Raw genomic sequence first — 18258 nt, 5'->3', positions numbered from 1 at the left:
TATGCGCTGGCAGTGCCAACCCTTTCGCGAGCAGGCTCGCTCCCACCTTTGGAATGCATTCCCCTGTGGGAGCGAGCCTGCTCGCGAAGACGCCGGACTGTTAACAAAAAACTATCTGGAAGAAACCCGATAAACCCGCTCCACCAACCACTCAGCCCCGCCCTGCAGAAACTTGGGGCTCTCAGCCAGAATATCCCGCTCTTCCAGCCTCTCCACCTGCCAACCTTGGCCCAGCAACCGCTGCACTTCACCATCGCTCACCGCAAACGGCGGCCCCGGGATCTGCGTCTGTTCGTAATCCAGGGTGATCACCAGCCCTTTCATCCCCTGCGCCAGCAACTGCTGCAGGTGCGGCGCGTAGCGCTCGCGCATCGCTTCCGGCAAGGCAATCAACGCGGCGCGGTCATACAACGCAGTGCAACCCGCGACATCCTCCGCCTTCAGCGCGAAAAAATCCCCGCACCAAAGTTCGACGGCATCACTTCGATAAACCTTGAACGCGCCCTGCTCGCTGATCTGCGGCTCAAGCCTGTGCTCAACGAAAAAATCCTCGACAGCCCTTTCCGCGAGCTCCACCCCAAGCACCTGATGCCCCTGCCCGACAAGCCAGAGCAGATCCAGACTCTTCCCGCACAGCGGCACCAGCACACGCGCCGACGGTGCAATCGCCAGATCCGCCCAGTAGCGCTGCAAATACGGGTTGGCCTCGGGCTGGTGAAAGCCGATCTGGTTCGAATCCCATTTCTTGTACCAAAACTCAGGCTGCATGGATCACTCCCGGAAAACCGATGAAAAACCGCAGAAACTTATATTGGATTCAGATCGATGACCTGACTGAAGATGGCTCATCTTAACGCTGAGGAGTCCGCCCATGTTGCCCAGCCTGTTTATCTCTCACGGTTCACCGATGCTGGCGCTGGAACCCGGTGCCAGCGGCCCGGCACTGGCGCGACTGGCCGCCGAACTGCCGCGCCCCAAAGCCATCGTCATCGTCTCGGCACACTGGGAAAGCCACGAACTGCTGGTCGGCAGCCATCCGCACCCGGAGACCTGGCACGACTTCGGCGGCTTTCCGCGAGCGTTGTTCGAAGTGCAATATCCGGCGCCGGGCAATCCGCAGTTGGCAGCCGAAGTGGCTGAGCTTCTCAACACCAATGACCTGCCGTCGCGCCTCGATCCGCAACGACCGTTCGATCATGGCGTCTGGGTGCCGTTGTCGCTGATGTATCCGCAGGCCGATATTCCGGTGGTGCAAGTCTCGCTGCCGAGTCGCGGCGGCCCGGCACTGCAGACGCGAGTTGGCCGTGCTCTGGCGAGCCTGCGCGAGCAAGGCGTTCTGTTGATCGGCTCCGGCAGCATCACCCACAACCTGCGCGAACTGGACTGGCACGCCGGGCCGGAAAGCATTGAGCCGTGGGCGCGGGATTTCCGTGACTGGATGATCGCCAGGCTTGCCGCCGACGATGAGGCGGCGCTGCATGATTATCGCCAGCAGGCACCGAGCGCCGTGCGCAGCCACCCGAGTGAAGAGCATTTGTTGCCGTTGTTCTTTGCTCGCGGTGCTGGCGGGATTTTCAGCGTGGCGCATCAGGGCTTTACGATGGGCGCGTTGGGCATGGATATTTATCGCTTCGGTTGAGGCCTTTGCGAGCAGGCTCGCTCCCACAGACGCTAAAACACAGGCAAAAAAAATCCCCGAACCAGTCGGGGATTTTTTATCTGCGATCAATCAGCCCAGAGGCGGATCAATCTTCGCGATAGCGACGCAGCTTCAACTGCTTGCCAGCAACGCGAGTGTCCTTCAGTTTGGTCAGGAGTTTTTCCAGACCTTCTTCCGGCAGCTCGACGAGGCTGAAGCTGTCACGCACCTGGATGCGACCGATCGCTTCACGGGCCAGACCGCCTTCGTTGAGGATGGCGCCCAACAGGTTTTTCGCAGCGATACCGTCACGCGCACCCAGCGCGGTACGGCAACGAGCACGGCCTTCGCCCAACGGCATTGGCGCGCGACGCTCGCGATCACCACGGTCCGGACGATCGCCGGAACGCTCAGGACGGTCGCCACGCGGTGCGTTGTTCGGCACCAGTGGACGTTCCTTCTCGATCGCCGCCAGGTTCAGCGCTTGACCGTTGGTAGCCTTGCGCAGCAGCGCAGCGGCCAGTGCACGCGGGGTGCAACCGATGTCGGCGGTCAGGCGATCGAGCAGCTCACCGTGAGTCGATTCGGCATCAGCGACCAGCGGCGACAGGCTGTTGGTCAGTTTCTTGATGCGGGCATCGAGCACAGCCTGAGCGTCCGGCAGACGCACTTCGGCAACCTTCTGACCGGTTACACGCTCGATCACTTGCAGCATGCGGCGCTCACGTGGAGTCACCAGCAGCAGGGCACGACCTTCGCGACCGGCACGGCCGGTACGGCCGATACGGTGCACGTAGGATTCCGGATCGTACGGCATGTCAACGTTGAACACGTGAGTGATGCGCGGAACGTCCAGACCACGGGCAGCAACGTCGGTGGCAACAACGATGTCCAGACGGCCATCTTTCAGCGAGTCGATGACGCGCTCACGCTGGTTCTGGGCGATGTCACCGTTCAGCGCGGCGGCTTTGTAGCCTTTGGCGTCGAGGGCGCTGGCCAGGTCCAGGGTGGCCTGCTTGGTGCGCACGAACATGATCAGGGCGTCGAAGTCTTCGACTTCCAGCAGGCTGAGCACGGCCGAGGTTTTCTGGTCAGCGTGAACCAACAGGTGAGCCTGTTCGATCGCGGTAACAGTCTGGGTCTTGGTCTGGATCTTGACGTGTTGCGGATCGCGCAGGTGGCGTTCGGCAATGGCGCGGATCGACTGCGGCAGGGTCGCCGAGAACAAAACGGTCTGACGGGTCGCTGGCAGAGCCTTGAAGATGACTTCCAGGTCATCCATGAAGCCCAGCTTCAACATTTCGTCGGCTTCGTCGAGAACCAGATGGTTCACGGTCGACAGGACTTTCTCGTCGCGACGCAAATGGTCGCACAGACGACCCGGAGTGGCGACAACGATCTGTGCGCCATTACGGATTGCCTTGAGTTGCGGGCCCATCGGCGCGCCGCCGTAAACGGCCACGACCGTAACGCCTGGCATTTGCTTGGCGTAGGTTTCAAAAGCGGTTGCTACTTGCAGCGCCAACTCTCGGGTTGGCGCCAGGATCAGGGCTTGCGGTTCGCGCTTGGCAGGATCGATGCGGTGCAGAATAGGCAGTGCGAACGCGGCGGTTTTACCGGTACCGGTTTGCGCCTGGCCAATCATGTCCTGCCCGGCCATGATGATCGGGATCGATTGCTGCTGAATCGCCGAAGGCTCCTCGTAGCCGGTCGCTGCGACGGCTGCAAGAATATTCGGGTTGAGATTAAAAGCGGCGAATCCGCCGGTTTCCTGGGTCATGGGTCTGCCTCTAAGTGCATCCGCAAAGACCCATGCTCCAAAGCTGCGCATGCCGTGTTGAGACTCAAGAGTCGCCCTGGCAGCTTTGTCGGCGGGGATTTGCGAAAACGAATGAATGAAGATGAATCGTCAAGGAAGAGCCCGCAGTGCGGACGTGCAGCCGAAGCTGACTTCGGGAAATTGCGCTACCTAAACGCGGCCCGGTTAAAGGCCGGCGCGCACTATACCGGATTTTGCCCAAAAAGGGAGCTTTTTTTATCGCCACAACCCGTGTGTCACCGCCGTGTAACGGGCTTTTGCGGATAATCGTGCAACGGTCTATTTTGCAAAGGCCCGGCCCTGCGGGTGATGACGCTTAAACGGTTCACCGACCTGCGGCAAAGCGCCGCGCTCCCGTCCATCCTGCTCGAGGAATTCTTCATGAATCAGCCCTGCGCCGGCCGCGTCAGCCGAGAAAGTCGTGGTCACGTGTACCTGATCGGCCTTGATCGGGCGGCCAAGCGCAATGCCTTCGACCTCGATCTGCTCAATGAGCTGAGCCTGGCTTACGGCGAGTTCGAAGCCGACCGCGAAGCGCGGGTGGCCGTCGTGTTCGGCCACGGTGAGCACTTCACCGCCGGGCTCGATCTGGTCAATGCCAGTGCCGCACTGGCCGAAGGCTGGCAGGTTCCGACCGGCGGTTGCGATCCCTGGGGTGTTTTCGTCGGGCCCCGGGTGAGCAAACCGGTGATCGTCGCCGCGCAAGGTTACTGCCTGACCATTGGCATCGAGTTGATGCTGGCGGCAGACATCAACCTGTGCGCGAGCAACACCCGCTTCGCGCAGATGGAAGTGCAGCGCGGGATCTTTCCGTTTGGCGGGGCGACTTTGCGTTTCCAGCAGATCGCCGGCTGGGGCAATGCGATGCGCTGGTTGCTCACGGGCGATGAGTTTGATGCCCACGAGGCGTTGCATCTGGGCCTGGTGCAGGAAGTGATGGCCAGTGAAGACCTGATGCCGCGGGCGATCGAGCTGGCCGAACGGATTGCCCGGCAGGCGACGTTGATGTCGGCGCGAAAGGCGCGCTATGAGGGTGAGACGGCCGCGGCGCAGGCGTTACCGGCGCTGGTGAAGAAGTTGCTTGCTACTGAAGACGCCCGGGAGGGGGTGCGGTCGCTGGTGGAGCGGCGGCCAGGGATCTTCAAAGGAGTTTGAGAAGTCTGGCGCCTGTCGAGGCGACATCGCGAGCAGGCTCACTTCTACATTTGAAATGCAATCCCCTGTAGGAGTGAGCCTGCTCGCGATAGGGCCGGCACGGCCCTCGTTTCAGGTCGCCGGGCGAATCGCCTTGATCAACGACTGCAACGAATACCCCAGCTGTGGCGCCAGCGCTTCGGCCCGTTGGGTCAGCGCCTGCAGATCCAGCGTCTGATCGAGGTCCGCCGGGACGATCAGAATCACGTTGCCCTCCTTCACCGGCAGCTCCCAGTAATGCCGGTGATAAAGGCCGCGCAACAACGCCGCGCCCAGTGGTTTGCCATCGTCGGTGGCCCACTGGTTGATCACCAGCCAGCCGCCCGGATTCAGGCGCTTCTGGCAATCGCCGAGAAAGCTCCAGGCCAGATGCCCGACCCCGGGCCCGACATCGGTGTACAGGTCGACGAAAATCAGATCCGCCGGCTCGGCAGTGGGCAGCAGCTCAAGCGCATCGCCGACGCGGATGTACAGACGCGGATCGTCATCCAGACCGAGGTACTCGATGGCCAGACGCGGCACGTCCGGGCGCAGTTCGATGGCTTCGACGTCTTCCAGCGGCAGAAACTTGAGACAGGCCTGGGTCAGCGTGCCCGCCCCCAATCCGAGAAACAGCGCGCTCTCAGGTTGCTCGTGACACAGCGCGCCGATCAGCATCGCACGGGTGTAGTCATACTCCAGCCAGCTCGGGTCAGCGGTGAACACGCAACTCTGCTCGATCGCATCGCCGAATTCGAGAAAGCGGTAATCGGCCACTTCCAGCACGCGAATCACGCCGAACTCATCCTGTACTTCGGCGAGCAGATGCTCGACGCGCTCCTCAGTCATTTCGTCTCCTGATGGTCACCGGGCGCGGTGACGCGATGGCGCCGCTGTGGCACCGTGGCAAAGCGGCGATTGTCGGCGATGGGGCGGGAACAGGTCACGCACTAATTGCTGCTAACATGGCGCTCCCCTGCGTACGAACTTCGAGACCGTGATGAGCCAACCGTGGAGCCCTGACAGCTGGCGCGCCCTGCCGATCCAGCAACAACCGCAATACCCCGACGCCGCGCACCTGCGCCAGGTCGAGCAAACGCTGGCCAGTTATCCGCCGCTGGTGTTCGCCGGCGAAGCGCGCGAGCTGCGCCGTCAGTTCGCCGAAGTCACCCAGGGCCGGGCGTTTCTGTTGCAGGGCGGCGATTGCGCGGAAAGCTTCGCCGAATTCTCCGCAGCGAAGATCCGCGACACCTTTAAAGTGTTGCTGCAAATGGCAATCGTCATGACCTTCGCCGCCGGCTGCCCAGTGGTCAAGGTCGGGCGCATGGCCGGTCAGTTCGCCAAGCCGCGTTCGGCCAACGACGAAACCATCGGCGGCGTGACACTACCGGCCTACCGTGGCGACATCGTCAACGGCATCGGCTTCGACGAAAAGAGCCGCGTGCCGGATCCGGAACGTCTGCTGCAGTCCTACCATCAGTCCACGGCGACCCTGAACCTGTTGCGCGCTTTCGCTCAGGGCGGTTTTGCCGACCTGCATCAAGTGCACAAGTGGAACCTGGATTTCATCGCCAACTCGGCGCTGGCCGAGAAGTACGCCCACCTCGCCGACCGCATCGATGAAACCCTGGCATTCATGCGCGCCTGCGGCATGGACAGCTCGCCGCAACTGCGCGAAACCAGTTTCTTCACCGCCCACGAAGCGTTGCTGCTGAACTACGAAGAAGCCTTCGTGCGCCGCGACAGCCTGACCAACGATTATTACGATTGCTCGGCGCACATGCTGTGGATCGGCGACCGCACCCGCCAGCTCGACGGCGCGCACGTCGAATTCCTGCGCGGGGTGAACAACCCGATCGGGGTCAAAGTGGGTCCGAGCATGAACCCCGATGACCTGATCCGCCTGATCGACGTGCTCAATCCCGACAACGATCCGGGCCGTCTGAACCTGATCGCGCGGATGGGCGCAAACAAGGTTGGCGATCACCTGCCGGCACTGATCCGCGCGGTGCAGCGCGAAGGCAAGCACGTACTGTGGAGCTCCGATCCGATGCACGGCAACACCATCAAGGCCAGCAGCGGCTACAAGACCCGCGACTTCGCGCAGATCCTTGGCGAAGTGAAGCAGTTCTTCCAGGTGCACGAAGCGGAAGGCAGTTATGCCGGCGGCATCCACATCGAGATGACCGGACAGAACGTCACCGAGTGCATTGGCGGCGCGCGGCCGATTACCGAGGATGGCTTGTCCGATCGTTATCACACCCATTGTGATCCACGGATGAATGCCGATCAGTCGCTGGAATTAGCGTTTTTGATTGCCGAAACGTTGAAGCAAGTCCGGCGCTAAACCGGATCCCGTGTAGGAGCTGCCGAAGGCTGCGATCTTTTGATCTTGATCTTCAAAAACAAGAGCAAAAGATCGCAGCCTTCGGCAGCTCCTACAGGGAGCCGGTGCCATCCAGTTGCGCCAATGCCAGCCTCAGCCGAGCCGCACTCTCGCGCTGACAATTCAACTGCACCCGCTCAAGCCCTAACCAACCCGCCATCCGCCGCAAATTCAGGGCCAGCGCCAGCATCCCCTCCTCGTCCAGCCCCGGCTCTTCCTCGTGAACCGCATGCACCGCCAACTGCCCCGCCGCCCGCTCGGCACGCAGATCAACCCGCGCGGCAATCCGTTCGTTGTGCAAAAACGGCAATACGTAATAGCCGTAAACCCGTTTGGGCTGCGGCGTGTAAATCTCCAGGCGGTAACGGAAATCGAACAGACGCTCGGTGCGGCTACGTTCCCAGATCAGCGAGTCGAACGGCGACAACAACGCACTGGCAATGACCTTGCGCGGCACCTTGGGCTCCGGCAGGCAATAGGCGATCTGCCGCCAATCGCCGACTTCGCACATCTGCAATTGCCCCGCCTCGACCAGCTCAGCCAGACGCGGCCGTGCATCCGCAGGATTCAGCCGGAAATAATCGCGCAAATCTTTCTCCGTACCGACGCCCAGCGCTTGCGCTGCGTGCAACAGCAAACCGCGTTGTGCTTCGGCCTCATCCGCCAGCGGCTGCTGCAGGATCGCTGCCGGAATCACCCGCTCGGGTAAATCGTACAAACGCTCAAACCCGCGTCGCCCCGCCACCGTCACCTCGCCGGCGGCGAACAACCATTCCAGCGCCTGTTTCTCAGCACTCCAGTCCCACCACGGCCCGGCCTTGTCTTCGCGGGTCGACAGACTTCCCGCGCCCAACGCGCCCCGCTCTTCAACCGTGGCCAGCACGCGGCGAATGATTTCCTGTTGTTCGCGACCAAACTTCGCCAAGTGCTGATAGATGTCCTCGCCCCGCCTGGCTCGCTGCATCCGCCAGCCCAGCAACGGGTACATCGACAGCGGCAGCAGCGACGCTTCATGGCCCCAATATTCGAACAGCGTACGACGACGCCCCGAACTCCAGGCAGCCTGGTCGAGCAAGTCGGAAGAATAGAAACCAAGGCGGGAAAACAGCGGCAGGTAGTGCGAGCGCACCACGGCGTTGACGGAATCGATTTGCAGCAGGCCCAGCCGTTCGATCAGCCGGTTGAGGTGGCTGGCGTTGACGGTCGGCGGCTGACGCCCATTGAACCCTTGGGCAGCCAGCGCCAGACGTCGCGCCTGTTTGATGGAAAAGGACACTGTCGCGGGCATTGATTCCTCCATGTCTGCTCGCAACCTACCTCACCTGAAAGGGGTTTGTGTAGCGATGGCCTCATCATTTATGCATCGGGTCGTCCCAGAACGGCCGCACGGTTTCGTGTTCGACATCGGCGCGGCTGATGCCGATGTCTTTCAACGCTTCGTCGCTCAGCCCGGCGAGCATTTCCCGCTCACGGTGCAGCTCGTACCAACGGCTGAATTTGTGCAGCAGATCGGACACGATATGCCCGTGGCCAGCCTGCTGTTGTTCACTCACATACTCTCTTTGACCTTTCATCGTCTTGCCTCCTTTTGTGGATGGCTCAAGTCTCGCGCCGGCGCTAAGATCAATCCAACGAATGTTTCTGATGGCATGCATCACGGAGATTCATCAATTGTCCGCGTACCCCAGTATCGATACCGATGTCCTGCGCACCTTCGTCGCGATTGCCGATCAGGGCGGTTTCACCCGTGCTGGCGAGATGGTCAATCGCACCCAGTCGGCGGTGAGCATGCAGATGAAACGCCTGGAAGAAGACGTGTTGCAGCGCCAGCTGTTCGAGCGCGATGGTCGCCAGGTGCGCTTGACCGCTGAGGGCCAGGTGCTGCTCGGTTACGCGCGGCGCATCCTCAAGCTGCACAGTGAGGTGTTCAACACCCTGCGCGAGCCGCACATGGTCGGCACCGTGCGCATCGGCACACCGGATGATTATGTGATGCGTTTTCTGCCGGGGATCCTCTCGCGATTTGCTCAGTTCTATCCGCTGATCCAGATCGAGGTGCATTGCGAGTCGAGCAAGCAGTTGCTGCAACGCACTGATCTGGATTTGTCGATCGTCACCCGTGAACCGGGTAACGAGATTGGCCAGTTGCTGCGCAAGGAGCGCTTTGTCTGGGCCGAGGCGCAGAACTTCAGCGCCCACGAACAGACGCCGCTGCCGTTGGCGATGTTCAACAGCGACTGTTTCTGCCGCTTGTGGGCGTGCAATGCGCTGGACGCGATGGGCCGCGATTACCGCATCGCCTACAACAGCAGCAGCCTGTCGGCGCTGATGGCCGTGGTCAGCGCGGGTCTGGCGATCACCGCGCAGCTGGAAAGCCTGATCACCCCGGACATGCGCATCCTCGGCGCCGCCGAAGACCTGCCGCTGTTGCCCGAGGCGAGCATCATGCTGATCCGCAACCTGAACAACCCGTCGCCGATCACCGAGTGCCTGGCCGAGCACATCGTCGAAGGCTTCAAACTTTAAACGCGAGCATCACCGCACACAGCACCAGGAAGCCGCAGAACAGCCCGCGCAGGAGTTTTTCCGGCATGGCGTGGGCAACTTTCACGCCCCAACTGATGCTGAGCAGACCACCGGCTGCCAGCGGCAAACCGATCATCCAGTCGACTTCGTGGTGCACGGCGTAAGTCACTAGCGTCACACCGGTGCTCGGCAAGGCCAGCGCCAATGACAAGCCCTGAGCGACCACCTGCGTGGTGCCGAACAGGCTGGTCAGCACCGGCGTGGCGACCACGGCACCGCCCACGCCGAACAAGCCGCCCATGGTTCCCGATGCTGCGCCAAGCACGCCCAGCCAAGGCCACGAATAGCGCATCTCGGCAGTCGGCGCCGGGCGCGGGCCGAACATCTTCAACAGGTTGTAGGCCGACAGCGCCACCAGAAACGCGACAAAGCCGATGCGCATGGTTTGCGCATCAATGCCCACTGCCCAGATCGAGCCGAGCCAGGCGAAGCAGAAACCCATCACCGCCAGCGGCAGCGCATGGCGCAACTCGATGCGGTTGCGCTGGTGATAACGCCACAGCGCCAGCATGACGTTGGGCACCACCATCACCAGCGCCGTGCCTTGGGCGATCTGCTGATCAAGGCCGAACCACACGCCGAGCAACGGAATCGCGATCAAACCGCCGCCAATGCCAAAGATCCCGCCCAATGTGCCAAGGGCAGCGCCGAACAGCAGGTACAACAGAAAATCCATCACAAACGTAATCCTCTAACGACAGGCGGCCAATGCTACGCACTCACGCCTAGCGGGGAAACGCACAGCAACGCACAATGGCTGTGCCGATTTTGCACAAGCGTGGTTTCACATGAATCCCAACCAATTAACCGATCAGCTGGGTCTGTTTCTCGACGTGCTGGAGAGTGGCAGCTTTTCTGCCGCGTCGCGCCGTCACCCGCTGACGCCTTCCGCTGTAGCCCGGCGCATCGACAGCCTGGAAAGTGCCGTCGGCAGCCAGCTGTTTGTGCGCAGCACCCATGCCGTGCTGCCGACTTCGGCCGGACTGGCCTTTGCCGAACGGGCGCGGCGGATCATCGCCGAATTGCAGCTGGCCCGCGCCGAGGCCGTTTCGTTGAGCAGCGCGCCGGAAGGCTTGATCCGCATCGATGCGCCAGCAGCGTTCGGAAGGCGGCATCTGGCGCCGGTGATCGCCGACTTTCTCCTGCTGTACCCGGGACTCGATGTGCAGATGCATCTGATCGACAGCTTCATCGACATGGCCGGGAGCAGTCTGGGCAAGGTCGATCTGGTGCTGCGTACCGGGCAGTTGGCCGACTCGCGTCTGGTCGCCACGCCCTTGGCCAGCATGGTCCGCGTGGCCTGCGCCAGTCCTGACTACCTCAAGCGTCGTGGCATGCCCAATCATCCCGCGCAGTTGAGCGATCACGACGGCCTCGATTGGGAAGGCCTCGCTCCGCCCTTTGCCTGGAAATTCGAAGTGGATGGGCAGCTGCAACTGCACCGTCCGTCGCGCGTACGCCTGAGCGCCAACAATGCCGAAGCTCTGGCATGTGGCGCGGCGGCGGGTCTGGGCGTCGCACACCTGCCGACCTGGCTGGCCAGTGAATACCTGCTGCGCGGCGAGCTGGTGCCGCTGTTCTGCGAAAATGGCCTGCCGCCACCGGAGTCCACCGGCATTTATGCGCTGCGCATGGAACAGCAGATCCATTCACGCAGTCGCCTGCTGCTGGAATACCTTAAAACCCGCTTCAGTCCGGTGCCGCCGTGGGATCTGGCGCTGCAACGGCAATTCGCCGGGCACTGACGCCGGGCATATTTATCTGGCGCATTAAAGGTTCGAGCGCTAGATTCAAAACGATCAACGATCAAGGCTTTGACATGACTTCCGAACGCGACAATTGCGACGACCTGCTGCTCGACAATCAGGCGTGCTTCGCCCTGCACTCGACCTCGCTGATGATGACCAAGGTCTACAAGCCGCTATTGCAGGCGCTGGGGCTGACCTATCCGCAGTATCTGGCGATGATGGTGTTGTGGGAGAAGGACGGTTTGACCGTCGGAGAAATCAGCGCGCGCCTGCTGACCGATCCGGGTTCGCTGACGCCGTTGCTCAAACGACTGGAAGCCGAAGGCCTGCTCAGCCGCACCCGCAGTCGTGAAGATGAACGCGTGGTAATTGTCGAGCTGACCGCAGCGGGCCGGGCATTGCGCGACAAGGCGCAGACTGTGCCGCAGTGCATTCTTGGCGCCAGCGGCTTCACCCTTGAACGCCTGCAGAAGTTACAGGCCGAGCTGCAAGCGCTGCGCGGTCATCTGCAAGACAGCCTCAACTGAACGCACGCAGCCCCCTGTAGGAGTGAGCCTGCTCGCGATTGCGGTCTGTCAAGTTACACAGGCGGTGACTGACCCACCGCTATCGCGAGCAGGCTCACTCCTACAATTGATCTCCACCGCCAGAAAATATTTGACCCTTCACCTTTCCCTCCGACCGCTCTAATTCAAGTCTTTCAAGCTAATTGATCTTCAGACAGTCGCATTCCTCCAAGTTTTTTCGAAAATTTATCTTGCGCGCTAAACATTAGCGCTATACATTCTCTTCACACCTACTTAGCGCGCAAACAATTAGCGTACAACACCACAACCAACGAGGCTCACATCATGCAAACTCTCTACACCGCAATCGCAACTTCCACTGGCGGCCGTGACGGTCGTGCGATCTCCAGCGACAACGTGCTCGACGTCAAACTGGCCACTCCGAAAGAACTCGGCGGTGCTGGCGGCGCGGCGACCAACCCTGAGCAACTGTTCGCTGCCGGTTACTCGGCCTGCTTCATCGGCGCACTGAAATTCGTTGCCAGCCAGACCAAGCGCAAAATTCCTGACGACGCATCGATCACCGCCCATGTCGGCATCGGCCAGATCCCTGGCGGTTTCGGTCTGGACATCGACTTGCACATCAGCCTGCCGGGCCTCGAACAGGCCGACGCGCAATTGCTGGTCGACGCTGCTCACCAGGTCTGCCCGTACTCCAACGCCACCCGTGGCAACGTCGATGTCCGTCTGCACGTGACCGTGTAAGCACTGAAGCCCCCGGCCCGAACAAGGAAATTGAACATGAACACTTTCAGCAAAGTCTTGACCGGTACCCTTCTCGCCCTGTCGGTGCACAGCGCTTTTGCCGGTGATGTCGAACACAACACCCAGGCATTTCTCGATGCGCTGAATGCCGGCAGCGGCAAACCGATCGAGCAGCTGTCGCCCAAGGATGCCCGCGCCGTGCTGGTCGGCGCGCAATCCGGGGTCAAGTTGACACTGCCCAAAGCCGATGTCAGCGAGAAGACCGTGCAGGTCGATGGCCAACCGTTGAGCCTGACCATCGTCCGGCCGGCCGGGGTCAAGGGTGAGCTGCCGGTGTTCATGTTCTTCCACGGCGGCGGCTGGGTACTGGGGGACTTCCCGACTCACGAACGTCTGGTGCGGGATCTGGTGGTCGGTTCGGGGGCGGCGGCGGTGTTCGTCAATTACACCCCATCGCCGGAAGCGCATTACCCGGTGGCAATCAATCAGGCCTACGCTGCGACCAAGTGGGTGGCGGAACACGGTAAAGAGATCAATGTCGACGGCAAGCGCCTGGCCGTGGCCGGCAACAGCGTCGGCGGCAACATGGCCGCAGTGGTCGCGCTGATGGCCAAGGACAAGGGCACCCCGGCAATCAAATTCCAGGTGCTGCTGTGGCCGGTGACCGATGCCAACTTCGACACCGGTTCGTACAACCAGTACGCCGAAGGGCACTTCCTCACCCGCAACATGATGAAGTGGTTCTGGGACAACTACACCACCGACGCCAAACAGCGCAACGAGATCTACGCCTCACCGCTGCGCGCCACCACCGCGCAACTCAAAGGCCTGCCGCCTGCACTGGTGCAGACGGCCAGCGCCGATGTACTGCGCGATGAAGGCGAAGCCTATGCGCGCAAACTCGACGAAGCCGGAGTGCCGGTTACATCGGTGCGCTACAACGGCATGATCCACGATTACGGGTTGCTCAACGTGGTCAGCCAGGTGCCAGCGGTGCGTTCGGCGATGTTGCAGGCTTCGCAGGAGCTCAAGGAACACCTGAAATAACCGCAGCCCTCCTGTAGGAGTGAGCCTGCTCGCGATAGCGTCGTCTCAGTCAACATCTTCAGCGACTGAATCACCGCCATCGCGAGCAGGCTCACTCCTACAAGGGATTCGCGCTGCCGCAAATACCGCAGGCACAAAAAAACCCGACTCAATGGTCGGGTTTTTTCTTTCCGCAAAAAGCAGTGCTTATTTCGCACGGCCTTTGTAGGAACCGCCTTCGCGGGTATCGATCTCGATCATGTCGCCGATTTCGATGAAGTCGGCAACCGACAGCTCGGTACCGTTCTTCAGTTTGGCAGGCTTCATCACCTTGCCGGAAGTGTCGCCGCGAGCGGAGCCTTCGGTGTAGTCGACCTGACGCACGATGGTGGTCGGCAGCTCTACGGAAACCAGACGCTCTTCGAAGAACACGGCTTCGCAAACGTCGGTCATGCCTTCTTCAACGAAAGGCAGAACGCTTTCGATGTCTTCGGCGTTCAGCTCGTACATGGTGTAGTCAGTGGTGTCCATGAACGTGTAGGTGTCACCGCTGATGAACGACAGGGTGGCTTCTTTACGATCCAGGATCACGTCGTCCAGTTTGTCGTCCGCACCGTAAACGGTTTCGGTCTTGTAACCGGTCAGCAGGTTCTTCAGCTTGGTCTTCATGATCGCGCTGTTACGGCCCGACTTGGTGAATTCAGCTTTCTGAACCAGCCAAGGGTCGTTGTCGATACGGATCACGGTACCGGGTTTGAGTTCTTTACCAGTTTTCATTGCGAATATCCGAATTTGGATGGGATTTACAAAAATCTAGGCCGCGTATCATATCCAATTTACATAAAACTGTACCAGCGCCGTGGCAAGATCCGCCTGCAAGGCCTGTTCCAGACACCATGCCTCGGCGTTTCCCTCAAGTTCTGGCCAATGTTTTCGCACCCTCAGCCAGTGCTCACCGATCGGTTGACCAGCGCTCCAGGCGCGCCACAGACCGTTCATCGCCTCAGCGGCCGCAGGTGAAAGCCCTTGGGTGTAGAGCGCGAGGAAAGCATCTAGCTTGTCCAGATGGATGTCGTCGTCCTGCTGATAGATGTGCCAGAGCATTGGCCGCCCCGCCCATTGCGCGCGCACGAATGAGTCTTCACCGCGCACCGCATTGAAATCGCAGCACCAGAGCAAATGATCGTATTGGTCCTGACGAACGAACGGCAGCACTTGCACGGTCAGCGACTCGCGCACATGAATCGCCCCGACCGTCAGGATTTCCACGTCCAGCCAGCGCGCCACATCACCGAGAATCCGCCCTTCCGGCACCAGCAGGTGCGTGGGCTGTGGATCGGCGGCGAGCACATCCAGCCAACTGGCCAACCCGGCATTCTCGTAAGCAAACAACGAGATCAGCTGTGCGCCGGGCGCAGGATCGATGCCCAGGCCCTGCAGGAATTGTCGCTGCGCCGGTCGATCCTGCTGAAACTGCCGACGCTCTTCGAGCAGTCCGCGTTCACGCAGCAGGCCGCCGGTGCCCGATTTGAAGCCCGGAAAGAAGAAGAACTTCTGCACCGATTTGTATTTCACCGACGGCAAGCCGTGGCAACCGGTGACCCAGTCTTCGGCGCTGAGATAATCGAGGTTGAGCCACAGCGGCGGCGTTTTCCGGGCGGCCATGCTGTCCATGTAATCCGTCGGCAGCTGACAGGCGAAGGCTGCGATGACTACATCGGCAGCGTCCGCATGCCGCCACTCGCTCGGCCACTGTCGCACGTCCACACCCTGCTGCCACTGCTGCGCAAGATCGATATCGATCTCTGGGCAGATACGCTCAAAGGCGCGCAGATCATCCACCCACAGGCGCACCGGCAAGCCCTGTTCGGCCACCAATTGCCGGGCCAGGCGCCAGGTCACGCCGATGTCGCCATAGTTGTCGACCACGGTGCAGAAAATATCCCAGCGGGGTTTCGCTTCAGGCATGCCGTTCTCCCGTTGGCAAAAAACCTCGATTGTCCGCATAAATGCGCTCGCGCAGAAGAGCCAACGGCGATTAATCTTCGTGCGACAATCGTCACTTGCCTGCAACCATCCGCCAGGAGGCCGCCATGCCCTACCGTCCGAATCCGCGTCGTCCCTTGCCTGTGCAGCTTAGCGCGCTGCATCTGACCGGCAGCATCGCATTGGGCCTGTGGCTGGGGTTTCTCGCGATCGCGCTGACTTGCTGGCTGCTCTCGCGTCTGTTTTTTGCCGAGCAACTGGCCCCTGTCGCGCAAGCGGTGCAGCAGCGCGTCAATCCACCAGCAGCCGTCGAGCCACAACCGGACGTTGCGCCGCCGCCAACGCCGATGTTCCAACAGTACGAAGAAAACCTGCGCAAGAATGAGCAGCAGGCCCGACTGGATCAGGCACGCGCCAATTCGCGCAATGCATCCAATCCGAAATGCCAGTTCTGGCTGCAGCAGGACCAGACTGCGCCGACCGAAAAGAGCCGCGCCAACGTTTTGCAATTCTGCGATTGATCATGAACAAACACAGCGTCCACCAATTGATTCTCGACAGGCTGCGCGTCGACCTCGACATTGCCGAGCGCGCCGCGCAAACCGCTTACGAAACCGCGACCCACGAAGAAAACATCGCCGAAAACAAATACGACACCCTGGGGCTGGAGGCTTCGTATCTGGCGGCCGGTCAGGCGAAACGGGTTGAGGAGATCCGTCAGTCACTGGCGCTGTGCCAGAACCTGACGTTGCGTGCCTACGATGAAAACCGCGGTATCGAAGTCGGCGCCCTGCTCGGTCTGGAAGACGAAAAGGGTCGCGAGCAATGGCTGTTTCTGGCGCCGGATGCGGCGGGCCTGAAAGTCGATGTAGTGGGTCAGCCGATCACCGTCATCACCCCGCGGTCGCCACTGGGCAAAAGCCTGCTGGGCAAGTTCGAAGGCGATGAGGTGGAGATTCTGGTGGCGGGCACCCGGCAACAGTTCGCTGTCACCGAGGTGCTTTGAGGCGGGACCTTAGTGGACCGGCAGTTCGACACCGTCGAACAGCTCTTCCAGTTCCTGCTTGTTGTGGCACTGAATGGCTTTGGCCATGACTTCGCGGGTCAGGTGCGGGGCGAACTTCTCGATGAAGTCGCACATGAAACCACGCAGGAACGTGCCGCGACGGAAACCGATCTTGGTGATGCTCGACTCGAACAACTCGCTGGCATCCAGCACCACCAGGTCGTTATCGAGTTTGGTATCGACGGCCATTTTCGCCACGATGCCCACGCCCAGACCCAGGCGCACGTAGGTCTTGATCACGTCGGCGTCAGCAGCGGTGAATACCACTTTCGGGGTCAGCCCACGATGGCTGAACGCTTCGTCGAGTTTGGAGCGGCCGGTAAAACCGAACACATAAGTAACGATCGGGTATTCGGCCAGCGCTTCGAGGGTCAGCTTCGGCAGCTTGGTCAGCGGGTGCCCATGAGGCACGACCACGCAACGGTTCCAGCGGTAGCACGGCATCATCACCAGATCCCCGAACAGCTCCAGCGCTTCAGTGGCGATGGCGAAATCGACGGTGCCATCAGCGGCCATTTCGGCGATCTGCATCGGCGAGCCCTGATGCATGTGCAGCGCCACGTCCGGGTATTGCTTGATGAAATTGCTGATCACCGGCGGCAGCGCATAACGTGCCTGGGTGTGGGTGGTGGCGATCGACAGCGTGCCTTTTTTCTCGTTGGAGAATTCCTGGGCAATCTGCTTGATGCTCTCGACCTTGCGCAGAATCTCGCCGGCGGTGGTGATGATGCGCTCGCCGGCCGGGGTGACGCGGGTCAGGTGCTTGCCGCTGCGGGCGAAGACTTCGACGCCCAGTTCGTCTTCCAGCAGGCGGATCTGCTTACTGATGCCCGGTTGCGAGGTGTACAGGCTTTGGGCGGTAGCGGAAACGTTGAGGTCGTGGTGCGCCACTTCCCAGATGTAGCGCAGTTGTTGAAGCTTCATATCAATCCCTCAAAGCAGGTAGACGCCACGGGCATCAGCGACGGTATATAACTATATTAATGGTTTGAAGAATAAATCTAGAACTTTTTATCAAAACGCCATTATTCCTGCTTCAACGATCTTCCCGCCGCCGGCGCTCCATCAACGGCACCAGATACACCGGCACCTTGGCCAGTTGCAGCACCCGCGCCGCCGTGCGCCCCAACGGCGTTTCAGCGCCGACGCCATGGCTGTGACTGCCGACGATCAGCAGATCGACCGAGAGCTTGTGCACCTGATCGAGAATCACCTGCGACGGATCGCCCTGCAGCACGCGCACTGCGCGAATGCGCTGCAGATCCTGTTCGCCGTCGTCCCCCAGTTCTTCACGAAAGCTGTCGAGCACCCGTTGTTCGATATTGGCGATGACTGTTTTCAGACCCTGACTATGGAATTCGTTCAATGCCTGTTCGTCGAGATAGCTCTGCAGCACCGACTCGGCAAACAGGCCCATGGGTTCCACCGCGTGCACTACATACAGATCGGCATTGAAGGTGCGCGCCAACGCCAGGGCATGCTGCATCACGAACGGTGCATAAAGACCGAGGTCGGTGGCATACAGCATTGAGCGAATCATCGGGACCTCCTCGCGAGC

Annotated in this window: 20 protein-coding genes; 10 read left to right on the top strand and 10 right to left on the bottom strand. The window is 60.8% G+C overall.

What is annotated here, in order from left to right; translation table 11 throughout:
- Positions 1 to 111: 111 nt before the first annotated feature.
- Positions 112 to 768 carry a thiopurine S-methyltransferase gene (locus AEQ63_RS01635; RefSeq protein WP_064361543.1) on the bottom strand — a complete coding sequence of 219 codons (657 nt, stop codon included), beginning with the start codon at positions 766 to 768 and terminating at the stop codon, positions 112 to 114.
- A 103-nt stretch (positions 769 to 871) separates the two neighbouring features.
- Between AEQ63_RS01635 and AEQ63_RS01630 the strand changes: the two genes are divergently transcribed.
- Positions 872 to 1639: a DODA-type extradiol aromatic ring-opening family dioxygenase gene (locus tag AEQ63_RS01630; protein WP_042607878.1), complete on the top strand. Its 768-nt coding sequence runs from the start codon at positions 872 to 874 to the stop codon at positions 1637 to 1639.
- Positions 1640 to 1745: 106 nt separating this feature from the next.
- Here the strand turns inward: AEQ63_RS01630 and AEQ63_RS01625 are convergent, their stop codons facing one another.
- The gene (locus AEQ63_RS01625) at positions 1746 to 3419 is read right to left on the bottom strand and encodes a DEAD/DEAH box helicase (RefSeq protein ID WP_042607879.1); all 1674 of its coding nucleotides are present in this window, start codon (positions 3417 to 3419) and stop codon (positions 1746 to 1748) included.
- A 420-nt stretch (positions 3420 to 3839) separates the two neighbouring features.
- Here AEQ63_RS01625 and AEQ63_RS01620 point away from each other — a divergent pair, with 420 nt between their 5' ends.
- A complete protein-coding gene (locus AEQ63_RS01620) occupies positions 3840 to 4613 on the top strand; it encodes a crotonase/enoyl-CoA hydratase family protein (protein WP_064361590.1) in 774 nt (257 codons plus the stop codon).
- Between the two features lie 111 nt (positions 4614 to 4724).
- Here AEQ63_RS01620 and AEQ63_RS01615 read toward each other — a convergent pair whose 3' ends face one another.
- The gene (locus AEQ63_RS01615) at positions 4725 to 5480 is read right to left on the bottom strand and encodes a spermidine synthase (protein ID WP_042607880.1); all 756 of its coding nucleotides are present in this window, start codon (positions 5478 to 5480) and stop codon (positions 4725 to 4727) included.
- A 151-nt stretch (positions 5481 to 5631) separates the two neighbouring features.
- Between AEQ63_RS01615 and AEQ63_RS01610 the strand changes: the two genes are divergently transcribed.
- The gene (locus tag AEQ63_RS01610) at positions 5632 to 6978 is read left to right on the top strand and encodes a class II 3-deoxy-7-phosphoheptulonate synthase (protein ID WP_064361542.1); all 1347 of its coding nucleotides are present in this window, start codon (positions 5632 to 5634) and stop codon (positions 6976 to 6978) included.
- Between the two features lie 91 nt (positions 6979 to 7069).
- On the opposite strand, the gene AEQ63_RS01605 is transcribed toward AEQ63_RS01610, so the two are convergent.
- Together AEQ63_RS01605 and AEQ63_RS01600 are read right to left on the bottom strand one after the other, a co-directional pair.
- Positions 7070 to 8305, bottom strand: a complete 1236-nt coding sequence (locus AEQ63_RS01605; RefSeq protein WP_064361541.1) for a winged helix-turn-helix domain-containing protein — start codon at positions 8303 to 8305, stop codon at positions 7070 to 7072.
- 64 nt (positions 8306 to 8369) lie between these two features.
- Positions 8370 to 8591 carry a DUF1127 domain-containing protein gene (locus tag AEQ63_RS01600; protein ID WP_042607883.1) on the bottom strand — a complete coding sequence of 74 codons (222 nt, stop codon included), beginning with the start codon at positions 8589 to 8591 and terminating at the stop codon, positions 8370 to 8372.
- Positions 8592 to 8688: 97 nt separating this feature from the next.
- Between AEQ63_RS01600 and AEQ63_RS01595 the strand changes: the two genes are divergently transcribed.
- A complete protein-coding gene (locus tag AEQ63_RS01595; RefSeq protein ID WP_172667885.1) occupies positions 8689 to 9543 on the top strand; it encodes a LysR substrate-binding domain-containing protein in 855 nt (284 codons plus the stop codon).
- On the opposite strand, the gene AEQ63_RS01590 is transcribed toward AEQ63_RS01595, so the two are convergent.
- Positions 9533 to 10279, bottom strand: a complete 747-nt coding sequence (locus AEQ63_RS01590; protein WP_409212585.1) for a sulfite exporter TauE/SafE family protein — start codon at positions 10277 to 10279, stop codon at positions 9533 to 9535. The genes AEQ63_RS01595 and AEQ63_RS01590 overlap by 11 nt on opposite strands.
- Before the next feature lie 112 nt (positions 10280 to 10391).
- Here AEQ63_RS01590 and AEQ63_RS01585 point away from each other — a divergent pair, with 112 nt between their 5' ends.
- The 4 genes from AEQ63_RS01585 to AEQ63_RS01570 all read left to right on the top strand — a co-directional run bounded on the left by AEQ63_RS01585 (position 10392) and on the right by AEQ63_RS01570 (position 13669).
- Positions 10392 to 11348 carry a LysR substrate-binding domain-containing protein gene (locus tag AEQ63_RS01585; RefSeq protein WP_064361539.1) on the top strand — a complete coding sequence of 319 codons (957 nt, stop codon included), beginning with the start codon at positions 10392 to 10394 and terminating at the stop codon, positions 11346 to 11348.
- Between the two features lie 74 nt (positions 11349 to 11422).
- Entirely contained in the window at positions 11423 to 11878 is a 456-nt protein-coding gene (locus tag AEQ63_RS01580; protein WP_042607887.1) for a MarR family winged helix-turn-helix transcriptional regulator, read from the top strand.
- Between the two features lie 324 nt (positions 11879 to 12202).
- Positions 12203 to 12622 (top strand): organic hydroperoxide resistance protein, encoded by a 420-nt coding sequence (locus AEQ63_RS01575; protein WP_064361538.1) that lies wholly within the window; start codon positions 12203 to 12205, stop codon positions 12620 to 12622.
- Between the two features lie 36 nt (positions 12623 to 12658).
- Positions 12659 to 13669, top strand: coding sequence for an alpha/beta hydrolase (locus tag AEQ63_RS01570; protein ID WP_042607888.1), 1011 nt, complete (start codon positions 12659 to 12661; stop codon positions 13667 to 13669).
- A gap of 186 nt (positions 13670 to 13855) precedes the next feature.
- Here AEQ63_RS01570 and AEQ63_RS01565 read toward each other — a convergent pair whose 3' ends face one another.
- Both AEQ63_RS01565 and earP read right to left on the bottom strand, forming a co-directional pair.
- Positions 13856 to 14425: an elongation factor P gene (locus tag AEQ63_RS01565; RefSeq protein WP_003226785.1), complete on the bottom strand. Its 570-nt coding sequence runs from the start codon at positions 14423 to 14425 to the stop codon at positions 13856 to 13858.
- A gap of 48 nt (positions 14426 to 14473) precedes the next feature.
- Positions 14474 to 15616 (bottom strand): elongation factor P maturation arginine rhamnosyltransferase EarP, encoded by a 1143-nt coding sequence (earP, locus tag AEQ63_RS01560; protein ID WP_064361537.1) that lies wholly within the window; start codon positions 15614 to 15616, stop codon positions 14474 to 14476.
- A 125-nt stretch (positions 15617 to 15741) separates the two neighbouring features.
- Between earP and AEQ63_RS01555 the strand changes: the two genes are divergently transcribed.
- Positions 15742 to 16155 carry a hypothetical protein gene (locus tag AEQ63_RS01555; RefSeq protein WP_042607890.1) on the top strand — a complete coding sequence of 138 codons (414 nt, stop codon included), beginning with the start codon at positions 15742 to 15744 and terminating at the stop codon, positions 16153 to 16155.
- Positions 16156 to 16157: 2 nt separating this feature from the next.
- Positions 16158 to 16640, top strand: coding sequence for a GreA/GreB family elongation factor (locus AEQ63_RS01550; RefSeq protein WP_064361536.1), 483 nt, complete (start codon positions 16158 to 16160; stop codon positions 16638 to 16640).
- 9 nt (positions 16641 to 16649) lie between these two features.
- Here AEQ63_RS01550 and cysB read toward each other — a convergent pair whose 3' ends face one another.
- Both cysB and AEQ63_RS01540 read right to left on the bottom strand, forming a co-directional pair.
- On the bottom strand, positions 16650 to 17624 hold the full coding sequence (gene cysB, locus AEQ63_RS01545; RefSeq protein ID WP_016770873.1) for an HTH-type transcriptional regulator CysB: 975 nt from the start codon (positions 17622 to 17624) through the stop codon (positions 16650 to 16652).
- Between the two features lie 112 nt (positions 17625 to 17736).
- Positions 17737 to 18240: a universal stress protein gene (locus AEQ63_RS01540; RefSeq protein WP_016770874.1), complete on the bottom strand. Its 504-nt coding sequence runs from the start codon at positions 18238 to 18240 to the stop codon at positions 17737 to 17739.
- Positions 18241 to 18258 lie beyond the last annotated feature (18 nt).

The organism is Pseudomonas sp. RIT-PI-o, assembly GCF_001297215.1.
In the GTDB taxonomy this organism is placed as follows: Bacteria; Pseudomonadota; Gammaproteobacteria; order Pseudomonadales; family Pseudomonadaceae; genus Aquipseudomonas; species Aquipseudomonas moraviensis_A.
Note: the sequence above shows the minus strand (reverse complement) of the source record. Positions and strands in the feature narration are given on the sequence as shown.

Bases quoted from the DNA above. Each gene is read 5' to 3' on its own strand.
- AEQ63_RS01590 (WP_409212585.1), bottom strand. From the start codon at position 10,279: ATGGATTTTCTGTTGTACCTGCTGTTCGGCGCTGCCCTTGGCACATTG.
- AEQ63_RS01585 (WP_064361539.1), top strand. From the start codon at position 10,392: ATGAATCCCAACCAATTAACCGATCAGCTGGGTCTGTTTCTCGACGTG.
- AEQ63_RS01615 (WP_042607880.1), bottom strand. From the start codon at position 5,480: ATGACTGAGGAGCGCGTCGAGCATCTGCTCGCCGAAGTACAGGATGAG.
- AEQ63_RS01635 (WP_064361543.1), bottom strand. From the start codon at position 768: ATGCAGCCTGAGTTTTGGTACAAGAAATGGGATTCGAACCAGATCGGC.
- AEQ63_RS01540 (WP_016770874.1), bottom strand. From the start codon at position 18,240: ATGATTCGCTCAATGCTGTATGCCACCGACCTCGGTCTTTATGCACCG.
- earP (WP_064361537.1), bottom strand. From the start codon at position 15,616: ATGCCTGAAGCGAAACCCCGCTGGGATATTTTCTGCACCGTGGTCGAC.
- AEQ63_RS01565 (WP_003226785.1), bottom strand. From the start codon at position 14,425: ATGAAAACTGGTAAAGAACTCAAACCCGGTACCGTGATCCGTATCGAC.
- AEQ63_RS01555 (WP_042607890.1), top strand. From the start codon at position 15,742: ATGCCCTACCGTCCGAATCCGCGTCGTCCCTTGCCTGTGCAGCTTAGC.
- AEQ63_RS01610 (WP_064361542.1), top strand. From the start codon at position 5,632: ATGAGCCAACCGTGGAGCCCTGACAGCTGGCGCGCCCTGCCGATCCAG.
- AEQ63_RS01630 (WP_042607878.1), top strand. From the start codon at position 872: ATGTTGCCCAGCCTGTTTATCTCTCACGGTTCACCGATGCTGGCGCTG.
- AEQ63_RS01605 (WP_064361541.1), bottom strand. From the start codon at position 8,305: ATGCCCGCGACAGTGTCCTTTTCCATCAAACAGGCGCGACGTCTGGCG.
- AEQ63_RS01620 (WP_064361590.1), top strand. From the start codon at position 3,840: ATGAATCAGCCCTGCGCCGGCCGCGTCAGCCGAGAAAGTCGTGGTCAC.
- AEQ63_RS01625 (WP_042607879.1), bottom strand. From the start codon at position 3,419: ATGACCCAGGAAACCGGCGGATTCGCCGCTTTTAATCTCAACCCGAAT.
- AEQ63_RS01550 (WP_064361536.1), top strand. From the start codon at position 16,158: ATGAACAAACACAGCGTCCACCAATTGATTCTCGACAGGCTGCGCGTC.
- AEQ63_RS01600 (WP_042607883.1), bottom strand. From the start codon at position 8,591: ATGAAAGGTCAAAGAGAGTATGTGAGTGAACAACAGCAGGCTGGCCAC.
- cysB (WP_016770873.1), bottom strand. From the start codon at position 17,624: ATGAAGCTTCAACAACTGCGCTACATCTGGGAAGTGGCGCACCACGAC.
- AEQ63_RS01575 (WP_064361538.1), top strand. From the start codon at position 12,203: ATGCAAACTCTCTACACCGCAATCGCAACTTCCACTGGCGGCCGTGAC.
- AEQ63_RS01580 (WP_042607887.1), top strand. From the start codon at position 11,423: ATGACTTCCGAACGCGACAATTGCGACGACCTGCTGCTCGACAATCAG.
- AEQ63_RS01570 (WP_042607888.1), top strand. From the start codon at position 12,659: ATGAACACTTTCAGCAAAGTCTTGACCGGTACCCTTCTCGCCCTGTCG.